Origin of the sequence: Curtobacterium sp. 24E2 (assembly GCF_016925595.1) — a bacterium.
In the GTDB taxonomy this organism is placed as follows: Bacteria; Actinomycetota; Actinomycetes; order Actinomycetales; family Microbacteriaceae; genus Curtobacterium.
Genome location: NZ_CP068987.1, coordinates 1 through 19,832 on the forward strand (window position 1 = coordinate 1; position 19,832 = coordinate 19,832).

The following is a 19,832-nucleotide window of genomic DNA, read 5'->3' on the forward strand; positions in this document are numbered from 1 at the left end:
TTAAGTCCGGCGGCGTCCTACTCTCCCACAAGGTCCCCCTTGCAGTACCATCGGCGCTGAGAGGCTTAGCTTCCGGGTTCGGAATGTGACCGGGCGTTTCCCTCTCGCTATGACCACCGGAACACTATCGACCATGATCTGGTCTCAAACATGTTCCGGCTGCTGCCCACGAGTGGGCAGAGCGGTGTATTCAGTTTGATTCCCGATCGTCTGTCGGGAACCACAAAGTGGACGCGAGCCCCACACGCAAAGGTGCGGGAAATCAGTGTGTTATCAAGTCTTCGGCTTATTAGTACCGGTCAGCTCCACGGGTCGTTAGTCCCCGCTTCCACATCCGGCCTATCAACCCAGTAGTCTGCTGGGAGCCTCTCACACTCAAGGTGCATGGAAATCTCATCTCGAAGACGGCTTCCCGCTTAGATGCTTTCAGCGGTTATCCGGTCCGAACATAGCTAATCAGCGGTGCCCTTGGCAGAACAACTGACACACCAGAGGTTCGTCCATCCCGGTCCTCTCGTACTAGGGATAGATCTTCTCAAATTTCCAACGCGCGCAGCGGATAGGGACCGAACTGTCTCACGACGTTCTAAACCCAGCTCGCGTACCGCTTTAATGGGCGAACAGCCCAACCCTTGGGACCTACTCCAGCCCCAGGATGCGACGAGCCGACATCGAGGTGCCAAACCATGCCGTCGATATGGACTCTTGGGCAAGATCAGCCTGTTATCCCCGAGGTACCTTTTATCCGTTGAGCGACAGCGCTTCCACAAGCCACTGCCGGATCACTAGTCCCGACTTTCGTCCCTGCTCGACCTGTCAGTCTCACAGTCAAGCTCCCTTGTGCACTTACACTCGCCACCTGATTGCCAACCAGGTTGAGGGAACCTTTGGGCGCCTCCGTTACTCTTTGGGAGGCAACCGCCCCAGTTAAACTACCCATCAGGCACTGTCCATGAACCCGATCAGGGTCCTACGTTAGACATCCAGAGTGACCAGAGTGGTATTTCAACAATGACTCCACGAACACTAGCGTGCCCGCTTCACAGTCTCCCACCTATCCTACACAAGCCACACCGAACACCAATACCAAACTGTAGTAAAGGTCACGGGGTCTTTCCGTCCTGCTGCGCGTAACGAGCATCTTTACTCGTAGTGCAATTTCGCCGAGTTCGCGGTTGAGACAGCTGGGAAGTCGTTACGCCATTCGTGCAGGTCGGAACTTACCCGACAAGGAATTTCGCTACCTTAGGATGGTTATAGTTACCACCGCCGTTTACTGGGGCTTAAATTCAGAGCTTCGCCCAAAGGCTAACCCTTCCTCTTAACCTTCCAGCACCGGGCAGGCGTCAGTCCGTATACATCGTCTTGCGACTTCGCACGGACCTGTGTTTTTAGTAAACAGTCGCTTCCCACTGGTCTCTGCGGCCTTCAACGCTCACGGAGTAAATCCGGTCACGTGTCCGGCCCCCCTTCTCCCGAAGTTACGGGGGCATTTTGCCGAGTTCCTTAACCACGATTCTCTCGATCTCCTTGGTATTCTCTACCTGACCACCTGAGTCGGTTTCGGGTACGGGCGGCTGCAACCTCGCGTCGATGCTTTTCTCGGCAGCATAGGATCACTGATTTCCCCTTACGGGTACGCGTCGGATCTCAGGCACACAGACGACGGATTTGCCTATCGTCAGCCCTACATCCTTACACCAGGTTCACCTTACGGATACCATCGCCTGGCTCAGCTACCTTCCTGCGTCACACCTGTTCATACGCTAACCGCACCAGCATGGGGTCGAGCGTTAGACCGGCCACCATCACCCCGAAGGGATCCGGTCGTCCGGGTTAGGACTCTTAGCACCACTGGATTAGCTTGGGCGGTTGTTCGCCGGTACGGGAATATCAACCCGTTGTCCATCGACTACGCCTGTCGGCCTCGCCTTAGGTCCCGACTTACCCAGGGCGGATTAACCTGGCCCTGGAACCCTTGGTCTTTCGGAGGACGGGTTTCTCACCCGTCTTTCGCTACTCATGCCTGCATTCTCACTCGTGTAGCGTCCACGGCTGGATCACTCCGCCGCTTCACTCGCCACACGACGCTCTCCTACCACTCCGCACGACTGAACCACGAAGGCTTGTCAATGTGCGAAATCTACAACTTCGGTGGTGTGCTTGAGCCCCGTTACATTGTCGGCGCGGAATCACTTGACCAGTGAGCTATTACGCACTCTTTCAAGGGTGGCTGCTTCTAAGCCAACCTCCTGGTTGTCTATGCAACTCCACATCCTTTCCCACTTAGCACACGCTTAGGGACCTTAGTTGGTAGTCTGGGTTGTTTCCCTCTCGACGATGAAGCTTATCCCCCACCGTCTCACTGCTGCGCTCTCACTCACCGGCATTCGGAGTTTGGCTGACGTCAGTAACCTGTTGAGGCCCATCGGCCATCCAGTAGCTCTACCTCCGGCGAGAAACACGCAACGCTGCACCTAAATGCATTTCGGAGAGAACCAGCTATCACGAAGTTTGATTGGCCTTTCACCCCTATCCACAGCTCATCCCCTCCATTTTCAACTGAAGTGGGTTCGGTCCTCCACGACGTCTTACCGTCGCTTCAACCTGGCCATGGATAGATCACTTCGCTTCGGGTCTAGAACATGCGACTCAAACGCCCTATTCAGACTCGCTTTCGCTACGGCTGCCCCACACGGGTTAACCTCGCCACATATCACTAACTCGCAGGCTCATTCTTCAAAAGGCACGCCGTCACCCCTACTAAGGAGGCTCCGACGGTTTGTAAGCAAACGGTTTCAGGTACTATTTCACTCCCCTCCCGGGGTACTTTTCACCTTTCCCTCACGGTACTTGTCCGCTATCGGTCATCTGGGAGTATTTAGGCTTATCAGGTGGTCCTGACAGATTCACACGGGATTTCTCGGGCCCCGTGCTACTTGGGATACACATCCGGCCATAACACCATTTCGTCTACGGGGCTGGCACCCACTACGGCCCGGCTTTCAAACCGGTTCGACTATGATGCGCTGTAACCGCCCCAGTCCGGCAGAACTGAGTGACGTGTCCCACAACCCCGACCATGCAACGCCCGCCGGCTATCACACATGATCGGTTTAGCCTCATCCGCTTTCGCTCGCCACTACTCACGGAATCACATGTTGTTTTCTCTTCCTGTGGGTACTGAGATGTTTCACTTCCCCACGTTCCCTCTACCCGCCCTATATATTCAGGCGGGAGTCACCAGGTCACAAAAGCGCCCAGCGGGGTTTCCCCATTCGGAAATCCTCGGATCAGGGCTCGATTATCAGCTCCCCGAGGCTTATCGCAGATTTCTACGTCCTTCTTCGGCTCCAGATGCCAAGGCATCCACCGTTTGCTCTTAGAAACTTGACCACAAAGATTAAAATTGCGATCCGTCATCACCCACAACCATCAGTCCGAAGACCCCGGTCGATTGGATGACGCGAATCAAAGATGCTCGCGTCCACTGTGTAGTTCTCAACATACGATCGGCACCACACTCCCCACCATCCAACGACGATGCTTCATGCAGCCCAACGAAGGACCCGCAGGCCCAACCCCCACCAGACACTCTCATGTCAGCAGGAAGCCTGGTCCCTCAGGACCCAACAACGTGCACCAGCCGAACAGCTCCACCCCAACCCGTCCCAACCCTGCAAGCAGAGCGTACTGAGGTCGGAAGCATCACTCCCAACTGCACTGTCAATGTTCCACCCATGAGCTACCGGCAACCACGTTCGGGTTACTCGGCGCCTGGACCACGCCCACCCCGAAGGGCACACGAGGCCAGATGCTCCTTAGAAAGGAGGTGATCCAGCCGCACCTTCCGGTACGGCTACCTTGTTACGACTTAGTCCTAATCACCGATCCCACCTTCGACGGCTCCTTCCACAAGGGTTAGGCCACCGGCTTCGGGTGTTACCGACTTTCATGACTTGACGGGCGGTGTGTACAAGGCCCGGGAACGTATTCACCGCAGCGTTGCTGATCTGCGATTACTAGCGACTCCGACTTCATGAGGTCGAGTTGCAGACCTCAATCCGAACTGAGACCGGCTTTTTGGGATTCGCTCCACCTTACGGTATCGCAGCCCTTTGTACCGGCCATTGTAGCATGCGTGAAGCCCAAGACATAAGGGGCATGATGATTTGACGTCATCCCCACCTTCCTCCGAGTTGACCCCGGCAGTCTCCTATGAGTCCCCGGCATAACCCGCTGGCAACATAGAACGAGGGTTGCGCTCGTTGCGGGACTTAACCCAACATCTCACGACACGAGCTGACGACAACCATGCACCACCTGTACACCGACCACAAGGGGGCGACCATCTCTGGCCGTTTCCGGTGTATGTCAAGCCTTGGTAAGGTTCTTCGCGTTGCATCGAATTAATCCGCATGCTCCGCCGCTTGTGCGGGCCCCCGTCAATTCCTTTGAGTTTTAGCCTTGCGGCCGTACTCCCCAGGCGGGGCGCTTAATGCGTTAGCTACGACACAGAAACCGTGGAAAGGTCCCTACATCTAGCGCCCAACGTTTACGGCATGGACTACCAGGGTATCTAATCCTGTTCGCTCCCCATGCTTTCGCTCCTCAGCGTCAGTTACGGCCCAGAGATCTGCCTTCGCCATCGGTGTTCCTCCTGATATCTGCGCATTCCACCGCTACACCAGGAATTCCAATCTCCCCTACCGCACTCTAGTCTGCCCGTACCCACTGCAAGCCCGAGGTTGAGCCTCGGGATTTCACAGCAGACGCGACAAACCGCCTACGAGCTCTTTACGCCCAATAATTCCGGACAACGCTTGCACCCTACGTATTACCGCGGCTGCTGGCACGTAGTTAGCCGGTGCTTTTTCTGCAGGTACCGTCACTTTCGCTTCTTCCCTACTAAAAGAGGTTTACAACCCGAAGGCCGTCATCCCTCACGCGGCGTTGCTGCATCAGGCTTTCGCCCATTGTGCAATATTCCCCACTGCTGCCTCCCGTAGGAGTCTGGGCCGTGTCTCAGTCCCAGTGTGGCCGGTCACCCTCTCAGGCCGGCTACCCGTCGTCGCCTTGGTGAGCCATTACCTCACCAACAAGCTGATAGGCCGCGAGTCCATCCCCAACCAAAAAATCTTTCCACCACCAGACCATGCGGCCAGTGATCATATCCAGTATTAGACGTCGTTTCCAACGCTTATCCCAGAGTCAGGGGCAGGTTACTCACGTGTTACTCACCCGTTCGCCACTAATCCACCCAGCAAGCTGGGCATCATCGTTCGACTTGCATGTGTTAAGCACGCCGCCAGCGTTCGTCCTGAGCCAGGATCAAACTCTCCGTAAAAAAATACAGACCCAACACCCGAAGGCATCAGACCGAGTTGATTCTGACTGTTGACTGTCAACTGACAATCTTCAATCCAAAAGGAATTGCATCATGACCCAGTCAGCAAGCCGACCAGGCACGAGGTCAATCAATAAATTGGCATTGACAATGTGCACGCTGTTGAGTTCTCAAGGACCAGACGCACTCCCCACTCCACCCGTCGGGCTTCGTCAGAGAGGCTTTCGTCTCGCAACACCCCCGAGCACCACGATCGAGATCGTGAACTCTTGGGTATCGGTTGCCTGAGCAGGACCCCGTCCGGACTGCATCTCCAGGTGGTTCCACCTGGTGACCGTCTCGGCCGTTCCGTTCTCCGCCTCAGCGGCAACGAGTGACAACATTACGGGGAGGTGAACGGGAGCGCCAGCCGGGCCACTTCCCGGGCGTGTCGCAGGGGGAGCCACGCGCGTCGACGTGCGGGCCCGGACGGTTCGACGCCATAACCCCCGTGAGACCGGGACTCCGGGACTCCGGGACTCCGGGACTCCGGGACTCCGGGACTCCGGGACTCCGGGACTCCGGGACTCCGGGACTCCGGGACTCCGGGACTCCGGGACTCCGGGACTCCGGGACTCCGGGACTCCGGGACTCCGGGACTCCGGGACTCCGGGACTCCGGGACTCCGGGACTCCGGGACTCCGGGACTCCGGGACTCCGGGACTCCGGGACTCCGGGACTCCGGGACTCCGGGACTAGCATCCTCCCCAGCAGCCGGCTGCCGAGCGTTGGCCCCGTGCGAACTCTCCCACACAGTGTGACCACCACGACGCGGCGACATCGAGCAATCGCTCTCAGGGCAAGGCGCAACCACTCGTCACATGAACAGCGCCCTCTGGATCAGCGACCGGAGTCCGCATGAGGGATCCACCTCGCGGTGCGCTCCGCCGGCTCATCAAGCTGCCTCGAGTCCGGAGTCCGGCTCGAGGAGTGGTCCACCGCACGCGAACCACTTCGTCCCGAACCGAGTCACACACGGGAGGCCTTCACAGCCGCCGGTCGAAGGGCGCAACCCCGCCTGGGCCCGCGCCACCTGCGAGTCGAGGCTCGACTCTGAGCGCCACCGATGGCGCGGCTGGCGGACCCTCCCACGCCAGCGGCGCACGCGCTCCGCTTCGTGAGCAGGAATGGTCAGGTGGAATCGGCAGAACTCGACCGCTTCTGCTCACGAAGAGTCAGCGCCTTTACGAGGGAACTTCGAGCTCGTCATCGAAAGAGGCCGGTACCAGATCGTGGCTGAGCCGCGCAGCGACGAGCAGCAGGCCTCTGAACCGAGCGGGACGCTTCGTGAGCAGACATGGTCGACTGGAATCGGCAGGAATCGACCGCTTCTGCTCACGAAGAGTCAGCGCCACTCGCGAGGGACCATCGAGCTCGTCATCGAAAGATGCCGGCGCCAGACCGCTGCTGAGCGGCGCAGCGAGGAGCGACAGGGGCTCAGAGCTGGCGGGCGTTTTGTGAGCAGAAATGGTCGGGTCGCACACCGATACTCGACCATTTCTGCTCACGAACGAGCGCCGAAACGGACACCCACTGCGAAGACCCTCGTGAACGCAGAAAACCCCTGACCAGTGCTGGTCAGGGGTTCCCTGGTGTTGCAACGTTAAGTCCGGCGGCGTCCTACTCTCCCACAAGGTCCCCCTTGCAGTACCATCGGCGCTGAGAGGCTTAGCTTCCGGGTTCGGAATGTGACCGGGCGTTTCCCTCTCGCTATGACCACCGGAACACTATCGACCATGATCTGGTCTCAAACATGTTCCGGCTGCTGCCCACGAATGGGCAGAGCGGTGTATTCAGTTTGATTCCCGATCGTCTGTCGGGAACCACAAAGTGGACGCGAGCCCCGCACGCAAAGGTGCGGGAAATCAGTGTGTTATCAAGTCTTCGGCTTATTAGTACCGGTCAGCTCCACGGGTCGTTAGTCCCCGCTTCCACATCCGGCCTATCAACCCAGTAGTCTGCTGGGAGCCTCTCACACTCAAGGTGCATGGAAATCTCATCTCGAAGACGGCTTCCCGCTTAGATGCTTTCAGCGGTTATCCGGTCCGAACATAGCTAATCAGCGGTGCCCTTGGCAGAACAACTGACACACCAGAGGTTCGTCCATCCCGGTCCTCTCGTACTAGGGATAGATCTTCTCAAATTTCCAACGCGCGCAGCGGATAGGGACCGAACTGTCTCACGACGTTCTAAACCCAGCTCGCGTACCGCTTTAATGGGCGAACAGCCCAACCCTTGGGACCTACTCCAGCCCCAGGATGCGACGAGCCGACATCGAGGTGCCAAACCATGCCGTCGATATGGACTCTTGGGCAAGATCAGCCTGTTATCCCCGAGGTACCTTTTATCCGTTGAGCGACAGCGCTTCCACAAGCCACTGCCGGATCACTAGTCCCGACTTTCGTCCCTGCTCGACCTGTCAGTCTCACAGTCAAGCTCCCTTGTGCACTTACACTCGCCACCTGATTGCCAACCAGGTTGAGGGAACCTTTGGGCGCCTCCGTTACTCTTTGGGAGGCAACCGCCCCAGTTAAACTACCCATCAGGCACTGTCCATGAACCCGATCAGGGTCCTACGTTAGACATCCAGAGTGACCAGAGTGGTATTTCAACAATGACTCCACGAACACTAGCGTGCCCGCTTCACAGTCTCCCACCTATCCTACACAAGCCACACCGAACACCAATACCAAACTGTAGTAAAGGTCACGGGGTCTTTCCGTCCTGCTGCGCGTAACGAGCATCTTTACTCGTAGTGCAATTTCGCCGAGTTCGCGGTTGAGACAGCTGGGAAGTCGTTACGCCATTCGTGCAGGTCGGAACTTACCCGACAAGGAATTTCGCTACCTTAGGATGGTTATAGTTACCACCGCCGTTTACTGGGGCTTAAATTCAGAGCTTCGCCCAAAGGCTAACCCTTCCTCTTAACCTTCCAGCACCGGGCAGGCGTCAGTCCGTATACATCGTCTTGCGACTTCGCACGGACCTGTGTTTTTAGTAAACAGTCGCTTCCCACTGGTCTCTGCGGCCTTCAACGCTCACGGAGTAAATCCGGTCACGTGTCCGGCCCCCCTTCTCCCGAAGTTACGGGGGCATTTTGCCGAGTTCCTTAACCACGATTCTCTCGATCTCCTTGGTATTCTCTACCTGACCACCTGAGTCGGTTTCGGGTACGGGCGGCTGCAACCTCGCGTCGATGCTTTTCTCGGCAGCATAGGATCACTGATTTCCCCTTACGGGTACGCGTCGGATCTCAGGCACACAGACGACGGATTTGCCTATCGTCAGCCCTACATCCTTACACCAGGTTCACCTTACGGATACCATCGCCTGGCTCAGCTACCTTCCTGCGTCACACCTGTTCATACGCTAACCGCACCAGCATGGGGTCGAGCGTTAGACCGGCCACCATCACCCCGAAGGGATCCGGTCGTCCGGGTTAGGACTCTTAGCACCACTGGATTAGCTTGGGCGGTTGTTCGCCGGTACGGGAATATCAACCCGTTGTCCATCGACTACGCCTGTCGGCCTCGCCTTAGGTCCCGACTTACCCAGGGCGGATTAACCTGGCCCTGGAACCCTTGGTCTTTCGGAGGACGGGTTTCTCACCCGTCTTTCGCTACTCATGCCTGCATTCTCACTCGTGTAGCGTCCACGGCTGGATCACTCCGCCGCTTCACTCGCCACACGACGCTCTCCTACCACTCCGCACGACTGAACCACGAAGGCTTGTCAATGTGCGAAATCTACAACTTCGGTGGTGTGCTTGAGCCCCGTTACATTGTCGGCGCGGAATCACTTGACCAGTGAGCTATTACGCACTCTTTCAAGGGTGGCTGCTTCTAAGCCAACCTCCTGGTTGTCTATGCAACTCCACATCCTTTCCCACTTAGCACACGCTTAGGGACCTTAGTTGGTAGTCTGGGTTGTTTCCCTCTCGACGATGAAGCTTATCCCCCACCGTCTCACTGCTGCGCTCTCACTCACCGGCATTCGGAGTTTGGCTGACGTCAGTAACCTGTTGAGGCCCATCGGCCATCCAATAGCTCTACCTCCGGCGAGAAACACGCAACGCTGCACCTAAATGCATTTCGGAGAGAACCAGCTATCACGAAGTTTGATTGGCCTTTCACCCCTATCCACAGCTCATCCCCTCCATTTTCAACTGAAGTGGGTTCGGTCCTCCACGACGTCTTACCGTCGCTTCAACCTGGCCATGGATAGATCACTTCGCTTCGGGTCTAGAACATGCGACTCAAACGCCCTATTCAGACTCGCTTTCGCTACGGCTGCCCCACACGGGTTAACCTCGCCACATATCACTAACTCGCAGGCTCATTCTTCAAAAGGCACGCCGTCACCCCTACTAAGGAGGCTCCGACGGTTTGTAAGCAAACGGTTTCAGGTACTATTTCACTCCCCTCCCGGGGTACTTTTCACCTTTCCCTCACGGTACTTGTCCGCTATCGGTCATCTGGGAGTATTTAGGCTTATCAGGTGGTCCTGACAGATTCACACGGGATTTCTCGGGCCCCGTGCTACTTGGGATACACATCCGGCCATAACACCATTTCGTCTACGGGGCTGGCACCCACTACGGCCCGGCTTTCAAACCGGTTCGACTATGATGCGCTGTAACCGCCCCAGTCCGGCAGAACTGAGTGACGTGTCCCACAACCCCGACCATGCAACGCCCGCCGGCTATCACACATGATCGGTTTAGCCTCATCCGCTTTCGCTCGCCACTACTCACGGAATCACATGTTGTTTTCTCTTCCTGTGGGTACTGAGATGTTTCACTTCCCCACGTTCCCTCTACCCGCCCTATATATTCAGGCGGGAGTCACCAGGTCACAAAAGCGCCCAGCGGGGTTTCCCCATTCGGAAATCCTCGGATCAGGGCTCGATTATCAGCTCCCCGAGGCTTATCGCAGATTTCTACGTCCTTCTTCGGCTCCAGATGCCAAGGCATCCACCGTTTGCTCTTAGAAACTTGACCACAAAGATTAAAATTGCGATCCGTCATCACCCACAACCATCAGTCCGAAGACCCCGGTCGATTGGATGACGCGAATCAAAGATGCTCGCGTCCACTGTGTAGTTCTCAACATACGATCGGCACCACACTCCCCACCATCCAACGACGATGCTTCATGCAGCCCAACGAAGGACCCGCAGGCCCAACCCCCACCAGACACTCTCATGTCAGCAGGAAGCCTGGTCCCTCAGGACCCAACAACGTGCACCAGCAGGCAGCTCCACCCCCGACCCGTCCCAACCCTGCAAGCAGAGCGTACTGAGGTCGGAAGCATCACTCCCAACTGCACTGTCAATGTTCCACCCATGAGCTACCGGCAACCACGTTCGGGTTACTCGGCGCCTGGACCACGCCCACCCCGAAGGGCACACGAGGCCAGATGCTCCTTAGAAAGGAGGTGATCCAGCCGCACCTTCCGGTACGGCTACCTTGTTACGACTTAGTCCTAATCACCGATCCCACCTTCGACGGCTCCTTCCACAAGGGTTAGGCCACCGGCTTCGGGTGTTACCGACTTTCATGACTTGACGGGCGGTGTGTACAAGGCCCGGGAACGTATTCACCGCAGCGTTGCTGATCTGCGATTACTAGCGACTCCGACTTCATGAGGTCGAGTTGCAGACCTCAATCCGAACTGAGACCGGCTTTTGGGATTCGCTCCACCTTACGGTATCGCAGCCCTTTGTACCGGCCATTGTAGCATGCGTGAAGCCCAAGACATAAGGGGCATGATGATTTGACGTCATCCCCACCTTCCTCCGAGTTGACCCCGGCAGTCTCCTATGAGTCCCCGGCATAACCCGCTGGCAACATAGAACGAGGGTTGCGCTCGTTGCGGGACTTAACCCAACATCTCACGACACGAGCTGACGACAACCATGCACCACCTGTACACCGACCACAAGGGGGCGACCATCTCTGGCCGTTTCCGGTGTATGTCAAGCCTTGGTAAGGTTCTTCGCGTTGCATCGAATTAATCCGCATGCTCCGCCGCTTGTGCGGGCCCCCGTCAATTCCTTTGAGTTTTAGCCTTGCGGCCGTACTCCCCAGGCGGGGCGCTTAATGCGTTAGCTACGACACAGAAACCGTGGAAAGGTCCCTACATCTAGCGCCCAACGTTTACGGCATGGACTACCAGGGTATCTAATCCTGTTCGCTCCCCATGCTTTCGCTCCTCAGCGTCAGTTACGGCCCAGAGATCTGCCTTCGCCATCGGTGTTCCTCCTGATATCTGCGCATTCCACCGCTACACCAGGAATTCCAATCTCCCCTACCGCACTCTAGTCTGCCCGTACCCACTGCAAGCCCGAGGTTGAGCCTCGGGATTTCACAGCAGACGCGACAAACCGCCTACGAGCTCTTTACGCCCAATAATTCCGGACAACGCTTGCACCCTACGTATTACCGCGGCTGCTGGCACGTAGTTAGCCGGTGCTTTTTCTGCAGGTACCGTCACTTTCGCTTCTTCCCTACTAAAAGAGGTTTACAACCCGAAGGCCGTCATCCCTCACGCGGCGTTGCTGCATCAGGCTTTCGCCCATTGTGCAATATTCCCCACTGCTGCCTCCCGTAGGAGTCTGGGCCGTGTCTCAGTCCCAGTGTGGCCGGTCACCCTCTCAGGCCGGCTACCCGTCGTCGCCTTGGTGAGCCATTACCTCACCAACAAGCTGATAGGCCGCGAGTCCATCCCCAACCAAAAAATCTTTCCACCACCAGACCATGCGGCCAGTGATCATATCCAGTATTAGACGTCGTTTCCAACGCTTATCCCAGAGTCAGGGGCAGGTTACTCACGTGTTACTCACCCGTTCGCCACTAATCCACCCAGCAAGCTGGGCATCATCGTTCGACTTGCATGTGTTAAGCACGCCGCCAGCGTTCGTCCTGAGCCAGGATCAAACTCTCCGTAAAAAAATACAGACCCAACACCCGAAGGCATCAGACCGAGTTGATTCTGACTGTTGACTGTCAACTGACAATCTTCAATCCAAAAGGAATTGCATCATGACCCAGTCAGCAAGCCGACCAGGCACGAGGTCAATCAATAAATTGGCATTGACAATGTGCACGCTGTTGAGTTCTCAAGGACCAGACGCACTCGCTCTTCGGCTCAGGTTCGAGCTCCAGCCACGAGGCTTGTGTACTTGGCTTGCCACCGGTGTGTCGTCGGACCCGGAGGTCCTGTGGCTCATCCCCGAGGGGAGAGAACCGGTGGGCTTGTCATCCTAAGCGTCGAAGCGATCGAGCACAAGGCCAGATCTGATCTTCAGTGGAGGATGGTCCCGCTTGAGGGCCGACGTGCTCTGGGCTTTCGCTCCAGCCGCTCCGCCGCACCTTTGGGGTGACGAGTAGGAACTTTACGCAGGGCTGGGCGAGTGTGCCAAGCCAGGCCCGATCCCGGGCGTGTCGCGTTGTGCAACACGCGTCGCCCGGGTGCCGGCGCGATCAGGCCAGCGTCACACCGGCGAGGGTCTTCTTGCCGCGGCGGAGCACGAGGACTCCCCGGGCAGGGCGAGGTCCGACAGCGGTGCGGTGGCGTCCTCGGCCCGGACGTTGTTCACGTACACGCCGCCCTGGTCGATCGCCCGCCGGGCTTCACCGAGGGACTTCACGAGCTCGGTCTCCACGAGAGCCCGGGCCACGTCGGCGCCGGCCTCGATGGCGACCGAACCCGGCAGCTCCGCGATCGCCGACCGCAGGGTGACCGGGTCGAGGGCCCCGAGGTCGCCGTTGCCGAACAGTGCGGCTGCAGCGTCGATCGCGGCCTGGGTGGCGTCGACCCCGTGCACGAGCGAGGTGACCTCGAACGCGAGGGTCCGCTGCGCTTCGCGTCGGAACGGTTCGTCGGCGACCGCTTGCTCGAGTCGCTCGATCTCGGCACGGGACAGGAACGTGAACTCCCGCAGGCGGGCGATCACGTCGGCATCGGCCGTGTTGAGCCAGAACTGGTACAGCGCGTACGGCGACGTCATCTCGGCGTCGAGCCAGATCGCGTTGCCCTCGCTCTTGCCGAACTTCGTGCCGTCCGAGTTCGTGATCAAGGGTGTCCCGAGCGCGTGCACCGTCGCCCCCTCGGCACGACGGATGAGCTCCGTCCCCGAGGTCAGGTTGCCCCACTGGTCCGAGCCACCCGTCTGCAGCGTGCAGCCGTACTGCCGGAAGAGCTCGCGGTAGTCGAGGCCCTGCAGGATCTGGTAGCTGAACTCGGTGTAGCTGATGCCTGCGTCCGAGTTCAGCCGCGCGGCGACGGCGTCCTTCTTGAGCATCGAGTTCACCCGGAAGTACTTGCCGACGTCGCGCAGGAAGTCGATGGCGGACATCGGTGACGTCCAGTCCAGGTTGTTCACCAGCCGGACGCCGTTGTCACCGTCCGGACTGAGGAACCGCGACACCTGTCCCTGCAGACGCGCCACCCACTCGGCGACGGTCTCGCGGGTGTTCAGCGTGCGCTCCGCCGTCGGACGCGGATCGCCGATGAGCCCCGTGGACCCGCCGACGAGCGCGAGCGGCTTGTGCCCGGCGAGCTGCAACCGACGCATGGTCAGGAGCTGCAGCAGGTTGCCGCAGTGCAACGACGGTGCCGTGGGGTCGAAGCCGCAGTAGTACGTGATCGGATCACCGTCGAGGGCCTCTTGGAGTGCGGTCTCGTCGGTCGAGACCTGCACCAGACCGCGCCAGCGCAGTTCGTCCCACACCGAGGCGAAGGTGGGGTCGTTCTGCTGGCGCGTCAGGACGTCTTGAGCGGTATCACTGGACACCCCGCCATCGTAGCGGCGGCGCACCACCGACAGCGCGCCGTCGACCGGGAGGCCCGTGGTGCGTCTGGGCCCACGCCGCCGGTTCCGGCGCGACGCGCCAGCGGCGGGCCGGCCGTGCCGGTGGGGATCAGTCGAGGGCACCCTTGTGCCGCCGGTACGTCGAGACCGTCGGGTCGCCCGTCAACCAGAAGCGCCAGGGGTACCGCGCACCGCCGGCGATGCCGCCGACACCGGTGCGCGGTCCGCGCGAGATGCGCGGGACCGGACCCGTCCCACCGGGGCCGGGTGTGGTCTCGGTCAGGAGTTCCTCGACGACGCGGGCCGGCGGGGCGGAGGCGAGCCGCGCCTCCAGGCCGGGTGGCAACGTGAGCACGAACGGACCGGACCCGTCGAGCAGCGAGGTGCCGTCGTCCTGTCCGAGCACCGCGCCGAGGGCACCACCGAGGTTGCCGGGGCCACGCGCCAACGCGACGTCGGCGACCGACGGTCCACGTCGTTCGCGTGCGGTGTCGGCGCCCTCGATCACCTGCGCACCGCGGAGCAGGGAACCGGAGGAGGTGCCGGCCGGCGCGCTCACGACGTTGACGCAGGTGTGGATGCCGTACGAGCGGTACGCGTACAGGGTGCCCGGCGACCCGAACAGGTGGCGGTTGCGCTCGGTCGGGCCGCGGTGGCCGTGCGAGCCGGGGTCGGTGGGGCCGAAGTAGGCCTCGACCTCGGTGATGCGCAGGGTCACTCCACGGCCCGTGATCGTCGCACCGAGCAGCGCCGGGGCGATGCGCGGCGCCGGCTCGGTGAGCATCGCGAGCAGCCCCTCGGTCATCGCGTGAAGGGTGCGCCCTCGGCCAGGTCGTGGACGCGACGCGTGACGGACGCCAGCTGCTCGGCCACTCGGTCTGGAGCGGTCCCGCCGACACCCGAGCGGGACGCGACGCTGCCCTCGATCGTGAGCACGGCTCGGACCCCGGGGGTCAGGTGCTCGGAGACGGACCGGTACTCGTCGTCGGTCGGGTCGTCGAGCTCGATGCCCCGCTGCTCGCAGTACCGGACCAGCGCGCCGGACACCTCGTGCGCATCGCGGAACGGGACACCCTGACGGACCAGCCACTCGGCCACGTCGGTCGCGAGCGAGAAGCCCTGCGGCGCGAGCTCGGCCATCCGGTCCGTGTCGAACGTGAGCGTCGCGATCATCCCGGTGAAGGCGGGCAGCAGGACCTCGAGCGTGGCGACCGAGTCGAAGACGGGCTCCTTGTCCTCCTGCAGGTCGCGGTTGTAGGCGAGCGGCAGGCCCTTCAGGGTCGCGAGCAGGCCCGTCAGGTTGCCGATCAGACGACCAGACTTGCCGCGCGCGAGCTCGGCGATGTCCGGGTTCTTCTTCTGCGGCATGATGCTCGAGCCGGTCGAGAACGCGTCGTGGAGCCGGACGAAGCCGAACTCCTTCGTGTTCCAGAGGATGACCTCCTCCGACAGCCGCGAGACGTCGATGCCGATCTGTGCGAGCACGAACGCGAACTCGGCGACGACGTCGCGGGCGGCCGTGGCGTCGATCGAGTTGTCGGCCGGGCGGTCGAACCCGAGCTCCGCGGCGATCGCGGCGGGGTCGAGGCCGAGCGAGCTGCCGGCGAGCGCACCGGCGCCGTACGGGCTCACGCTCGCGCGGCCCGCCCAGTCGCGGAGGCGCTCGAGGTCGCGGACCAACGGCCACGCGTGCGCCAGCAGGTGGTGCGCGAGGAGGACGGGCTGAGCGTGCTGCAGGTGCGTGCGACCCGGCATGATCGCGGCCGGGTGCTCGTTGGCCTGCTGGGTGATCGCGTCGACCAGGTCGATCACGAGTCGGCCGATGCGCCGCCCGTGGTCGAGCATGTGCATCCGCCCGAGCGTCGCGATCTGGTCGTTGCGGCTGCGGCCGGCGCGGAGCTTGCCGCCGAGTTCCGGACCGAGGTCGGCGATGAGGAGGCGCTCGAGGGCGCCGTGGACGTCCTCGTCGGACTCATCGGGCTGCAGCGTGCCGTCGGCGTGGGCGGCCTCGAGCCGGTCGAGTCCGGCGAGCATGCGCTCGAGCTCGTCCGCCGTCAGGTAGCCGGCCGTGTGCAGGGCCCGGGCGTGCGCGCGGGAGCCGGCGATGTCGTACGGGGCGAGCTGCCAGTCGAAGTGCGTCGACTTCGACAGCGCTGCCAGGGCCGCACTCGGGCCGTCGGCGAAGCGGGCGCCCCAGAGGGCTCCGGTGTTGGTGGCGTCGGTCTTCTCGTCGGTCATGTCGTCCTGCGTCGTTGGTGTCAGTTCGCCGCGTCGCGGCGGGCGGAGATCTTGCTGGGGAGCGACCAGAGTTCGGTGAAGCCCTTCGAGAGGGACTGGTCGAACGTGTCGCCGGTGTCGTACGTGGCGAGGTCGAAGTCGTACAGGCTCTGCTCCGAGCGACGGCCGGTGACCGTCGCGCGACCGCCGTGCAGCTGGAGACGGACGTCGCCGGAGACGTGCTGCTGGGTGTGGTCCACGAAGGCGTCGAGGCTGCGCTTCAGCCCGCCGAACCACAGGCCGTCGTAGACCAGGTCGGCCCACTCCGACTCGACACCGCGCTTGTAGCGGTTCACGTCCCGCTCGAGGGTGAGGCGCTCGAGCTCTTCGTGCGCCGTGATGAGCGCGATCGCCGCCGGGGCCTCGTACACCTCGCGCGACTTGATGCCGACGAGACGGTCCTCGACGACGTCGATCCGACCGACGCCGTGTTTGCCGGACACGGCGTTCAGCTCCTGCACGATCCGCAGCACGCTGAAACGCTGCCCGTCGAGCGCCACCGGGACGCCGCGCTCGAACGTGATGGTCACCTCGTCCGGGTCGCGCGGGACGGCGGGGTCCTGGGTGTAGGCGTAGAGGTCCTCGGTCGGGGCGTTCCACGGGTCTTCGAGGAAACCCGTCTCGACCGCGCGGCCCCACACGTTCCGGTCGATCGAGAACGGCGACCGCTGTGACTGCTGGATCGGCAGGGCGTGCTGCTCGGCGTACGCGATCGCCTTGTCACGGGTCAGGGCGAGGTCACGCACCGGAGCCACGCTGCGCAGGTCCGGGGCGATCGCCGCGACCGCTGCCTCGAAGCGGACCTGGTCGTTGCCCTTGCCGGTGCAGCCGTGCGCCACGCTGTCGGCGCCGAGCTGCTTCGCCGTCAGCGCGAGGTGCTTCGCGATCAGCGGGCGGCTCAGCGCCGACACCAGGGGTAGCGCTTCTGGTAGAGCGCGTTGGCCTTGAGGGCCGGCACGATGTACTCGTCGGCGTACTCGTCCTTGGCGTCGACCACGATCGACTCCACGGCCCCGCAGTCGAGCGCGCGCTGTCGGATCGCGTCGAGGTCCTCGCCGCCCTGGCCGACGTCGACCGCCAGCGCCACCACCTCTTTGCCGGTGGCGTCACGCAGCCAGCCGATCCCGACGGAGGTGTCGAGGCCGCCGGAGTAGGCGAGGACGACGCGGTCAGCCATGCGGTGCGCCTACGCGGTCGCCGCGGCGGTCGCGGCGGTCGCGGCGTTCGCGCTGTGCGCGCCGTTCGCGCCGTTCGCGGCGAGGAGCCAGGCCAGCAGCGCCTTCTGGGCGTGCAGACGGTTCTCTGCCTCGTCCCAGATGATGCTGCGCGGCCCGTCGATGACCTCGGCGGTCACCTCGTAGCCACGGTCGGCGGGCAGGCAGTGCATGAACACCGCGTCATCGGCAGCGTGCGCCATCAGCGCGTCGTCCACGCGGTACCCCGAGAAGGTGTCGAGGCGCGACTGCTTCTCGGACTCCTTGCCCATCGAGACCCACGTGTCGGTGACCACGACGTCGGCGCCGGCGACCGCTGCCACCGGGTCGGTGACGACGAGGACGGAGCCGCCGGTCTCGGCCGAACGGTGCTCGGCGTCGGTGACGACCTGCGGGGACGGCGAGAACTCGGCGGGAGCCGCGACGCGGACGTGCATGCCCGCGGTCGCGCCGGCGAGCAGGTACGACTGCGCCATGTTGCTCGCGCCGTCACCGATGAACGCCACGGTCTGGCCCGCCAGCGTGCCGCGGTGCTCGCGGATGGTGAGCAGGTCGGCGAGCAGCTGGCACGGGTGGAAGTCGTCGGACAGCGCGTTGACCACGGGGACGGTCGTGTCGGCGGCCATCTCCTCGAGACCGGCCTGACCGTAGGTGCGCCAGACGATCGCGGACACCATGCGCTCGAGCACGCGGGCGGTGTCCGACGGGGTCTCCTTGCCGCCGAGCTGGCTGTTCGCCGTCGAGATGATGAGCGGGCTGCCGCCCAGGTCGGAGATGCCGACGTGGAACGACACCCGGGTGCGGGTCGACGACTTGTCGAAGATGACCGCGACGCTCTGCGGGCCGGCGAGGGGCTTCGCACCCCAGCGGTCGGCCTTCATCTGGTCGGCGATGTCGAGGATCGCGGACTGCTCGGCCTGGCTGAGGTCGTCGTCCCGGAGGAAGTGGCGGGTCATGCGGAGGTCTCCTGGGTAGCGGTGCCCTGCTCGGCAGCGACGGCCGCGAGGCTCTGGGCGAGGATCGACACGAACTCGTCGATCTCGGCGTCGGACACGATGAGCGGCGGCGCGAGGCGCAGGCTCGACTCGTTCGGGGCGTTGATGATGAGGCCGCGCTCGAGGGCGGCGGCGTTCACCGCGGCCGCGATCGGGCCGGTGAGCCCGACACCGATGAGCAGGCCGGTGCCGCGGACCTCTTCGACGAGCGGCGAACCGATGCCGACGATGCCGGCCCGGATCCGCTCACCCTTGACCACGGCGGCCGCGACGAGGTCGGCACGCTCGATCTCGGCGAGGACCGCGTTCGCCACGCGGGTGCCGAGCGGGTTGCCGCCGAAGGTCGAACCGTGCTGACCGGCCGAGAACAAGTCGGACGCCCACCCGAAGGTCACGAGCGCACCGATCGGGAAGCCGCCGGCGATGCCCTTGGCCACCGTGACGGCGTCGGGGGTGAAGCCGTGGCCCTGGTAGGTGAACCAGTTGCCCGTCCGGCCGACGCCGGTCTGGATCTCGTCGAGGATCAGCAGCGCACCGTGCTCCTCGGTCAGCCGGCGCGCGGCGAGCAGGAACCCCTCGGGCAGGTCGACGACGCCGGCCTCGCCCTTGATCGGCTCGATGACGATCGCTGCGACCGTGTCGTCGATGGACGCCTCGAGCGCTGCGACGGTGGAGTCGATGTGCTCGACCCCGGGATCATCGGCAGGAAGTCCTGCTGCAGCGCGGGCTTGCCGGTGAGCGCGAGTGCACCCATCGTCCGGCCGTGGAACCCCTGCTTCAGCGCGAGGATGCGGGTCTTCTGCCCGTCGGCGCCCTTGTTCAGGCGCGCGAGCTTGAACGCGGCCTCGTTCGCCTCGGCACCGGAGTTGCCGAAGTACACCCGCCCGGCGTCGCCCGCACCGGTGATGCGCTTGAGACGTTCCGCCAGCTCGAGCTGGGGCGGCGTCGCGAAGTAGTTCGACACGTGCACGAGCTTCGCGGCCTGGTCGGCGATCGCCTCGACCAGGACGGGGTGCGCGTGGCCGAGCGAGTTCACGGCGATGCCCGCCAGGAAGTCGAGGTACTCGTTGCCCTCGACGTCCCAGACACGGCAGCCCTGTCCGCGCTCGAGCATGATCTTCGGCGGGGTCAGGGATCGCATGAGCG

General features: G+C 62.1%; 3 protein-coding genes, 6 rRNA genes and 3 pseudogenes. All 12 read right to left on the reverse strand.

The window, feature by feature from the left end; genetic code table 11:
- Window positions 1-4: 4 nt before the first annotated feature.
- Window positions 5-121 (reverse strand): 5S ribosomal RNA (rrf, locus tag JN350_RS00005).
- Between the two features lie 148 nt (window positions 122-269).
- A 23S ribosomal RNA gene (locus tag JN350_RS00010) occupies window positions 270-3,396 on the reverse strand.
- A 429-nt stretch (window positions 3,397-3,825) separates the two neighbouring features.
- Window positions 3,826-5,347, reverse strand: a 16S ribosomal RNA gene (locus tag JN350_RS00015).
- 1,646 nt (window positions 5,348-6,993) lie between these two features.
- A 5S ribosomal RNA gene (rrf, locus tag JN350_RS00025) occupies window positions 6,994-7,110 on the reverse strand.
- 148 nt (window positions 7,111-7,258) lie between these two features.
- Window positions 7,259-10,385 (reverse strand): 23S ribosomal RNA (locus tag JN350_RS00030).
- A gap of 429 nt (window positions 10,386-10,814) precedes the next feature.
- Window positions 10,815-12,335 (reverse strand): 16S ribosomal RNA (locus JN350_RS00035).
- The 16S, 23S and 5S rRNA genes sit together here, the layout of an rRNA operon.
- 534 nt (window positions 12,336-12,869) lie before the next feature.
- A pseudogene (gene tyrS / locus JN350_RS00040) lies at window positions 12,870-14,155 on the reverse strand (tyrosine--tRNA ligase).
- Window positions 14,156-14,309: 154 nt separating this feature from the next.
- On the reverse strand, window positions 14,310-15,005 hold the full coding sequence (locus tag JN350_RS00045) for a DNA-3-methyladenine glycosylase (protein WP_205463152.1): 696 nt from the start codon (window positions 15,003-15,005) through the stop codon (window positions 14,310-14,312).
- The gene (gene argH / locus JN350_RS00050) at window positions 15,002-16,438 is read right to left on the reverse strand and encodes an argininosuccinate lyase (protein WP_111086277.1); all 1,437 of its coding nucleotides are present in this window, start codon (window positions 16,436-16,438) and stop codon (window positions 15,002-15,004) included. Before argH ends, JN350_RS00045 begins: the two co-directional genes overlap by 4 nt.
- Window positions 16,439-16,458: 20 nt before the next feature.
- Window positions 16,459-17,654: pseudogene (locus JN350_RS00055) on the reverse strand (argininosuccinate synthase).
- 9 nt (window positions 17,655-17,663) lie between these two features.
- Window positions 17,664-18,647 (reverse strand): ornithine carbamoyltransferase, encoded by a 984-nt coding sequence (argF, locus tag JN350_RS00060; protein WP_240347442.1) that lies wholly within the window; start codon window positions 18,645-18,647, stop codon window positions 17,664-17,666.
- Window positions 18,644-19,827, reverse strand: a pseudogene (locus JN350_RS00065) (acetylornithine transaminase). The gene argF and the pseudogene JN350_RS00065 overlap by 4 nt, the downstream one beginning before the upstream one ends.
- Window positions 19,828-19,832 lie beyond the last annotated feature (5 nt).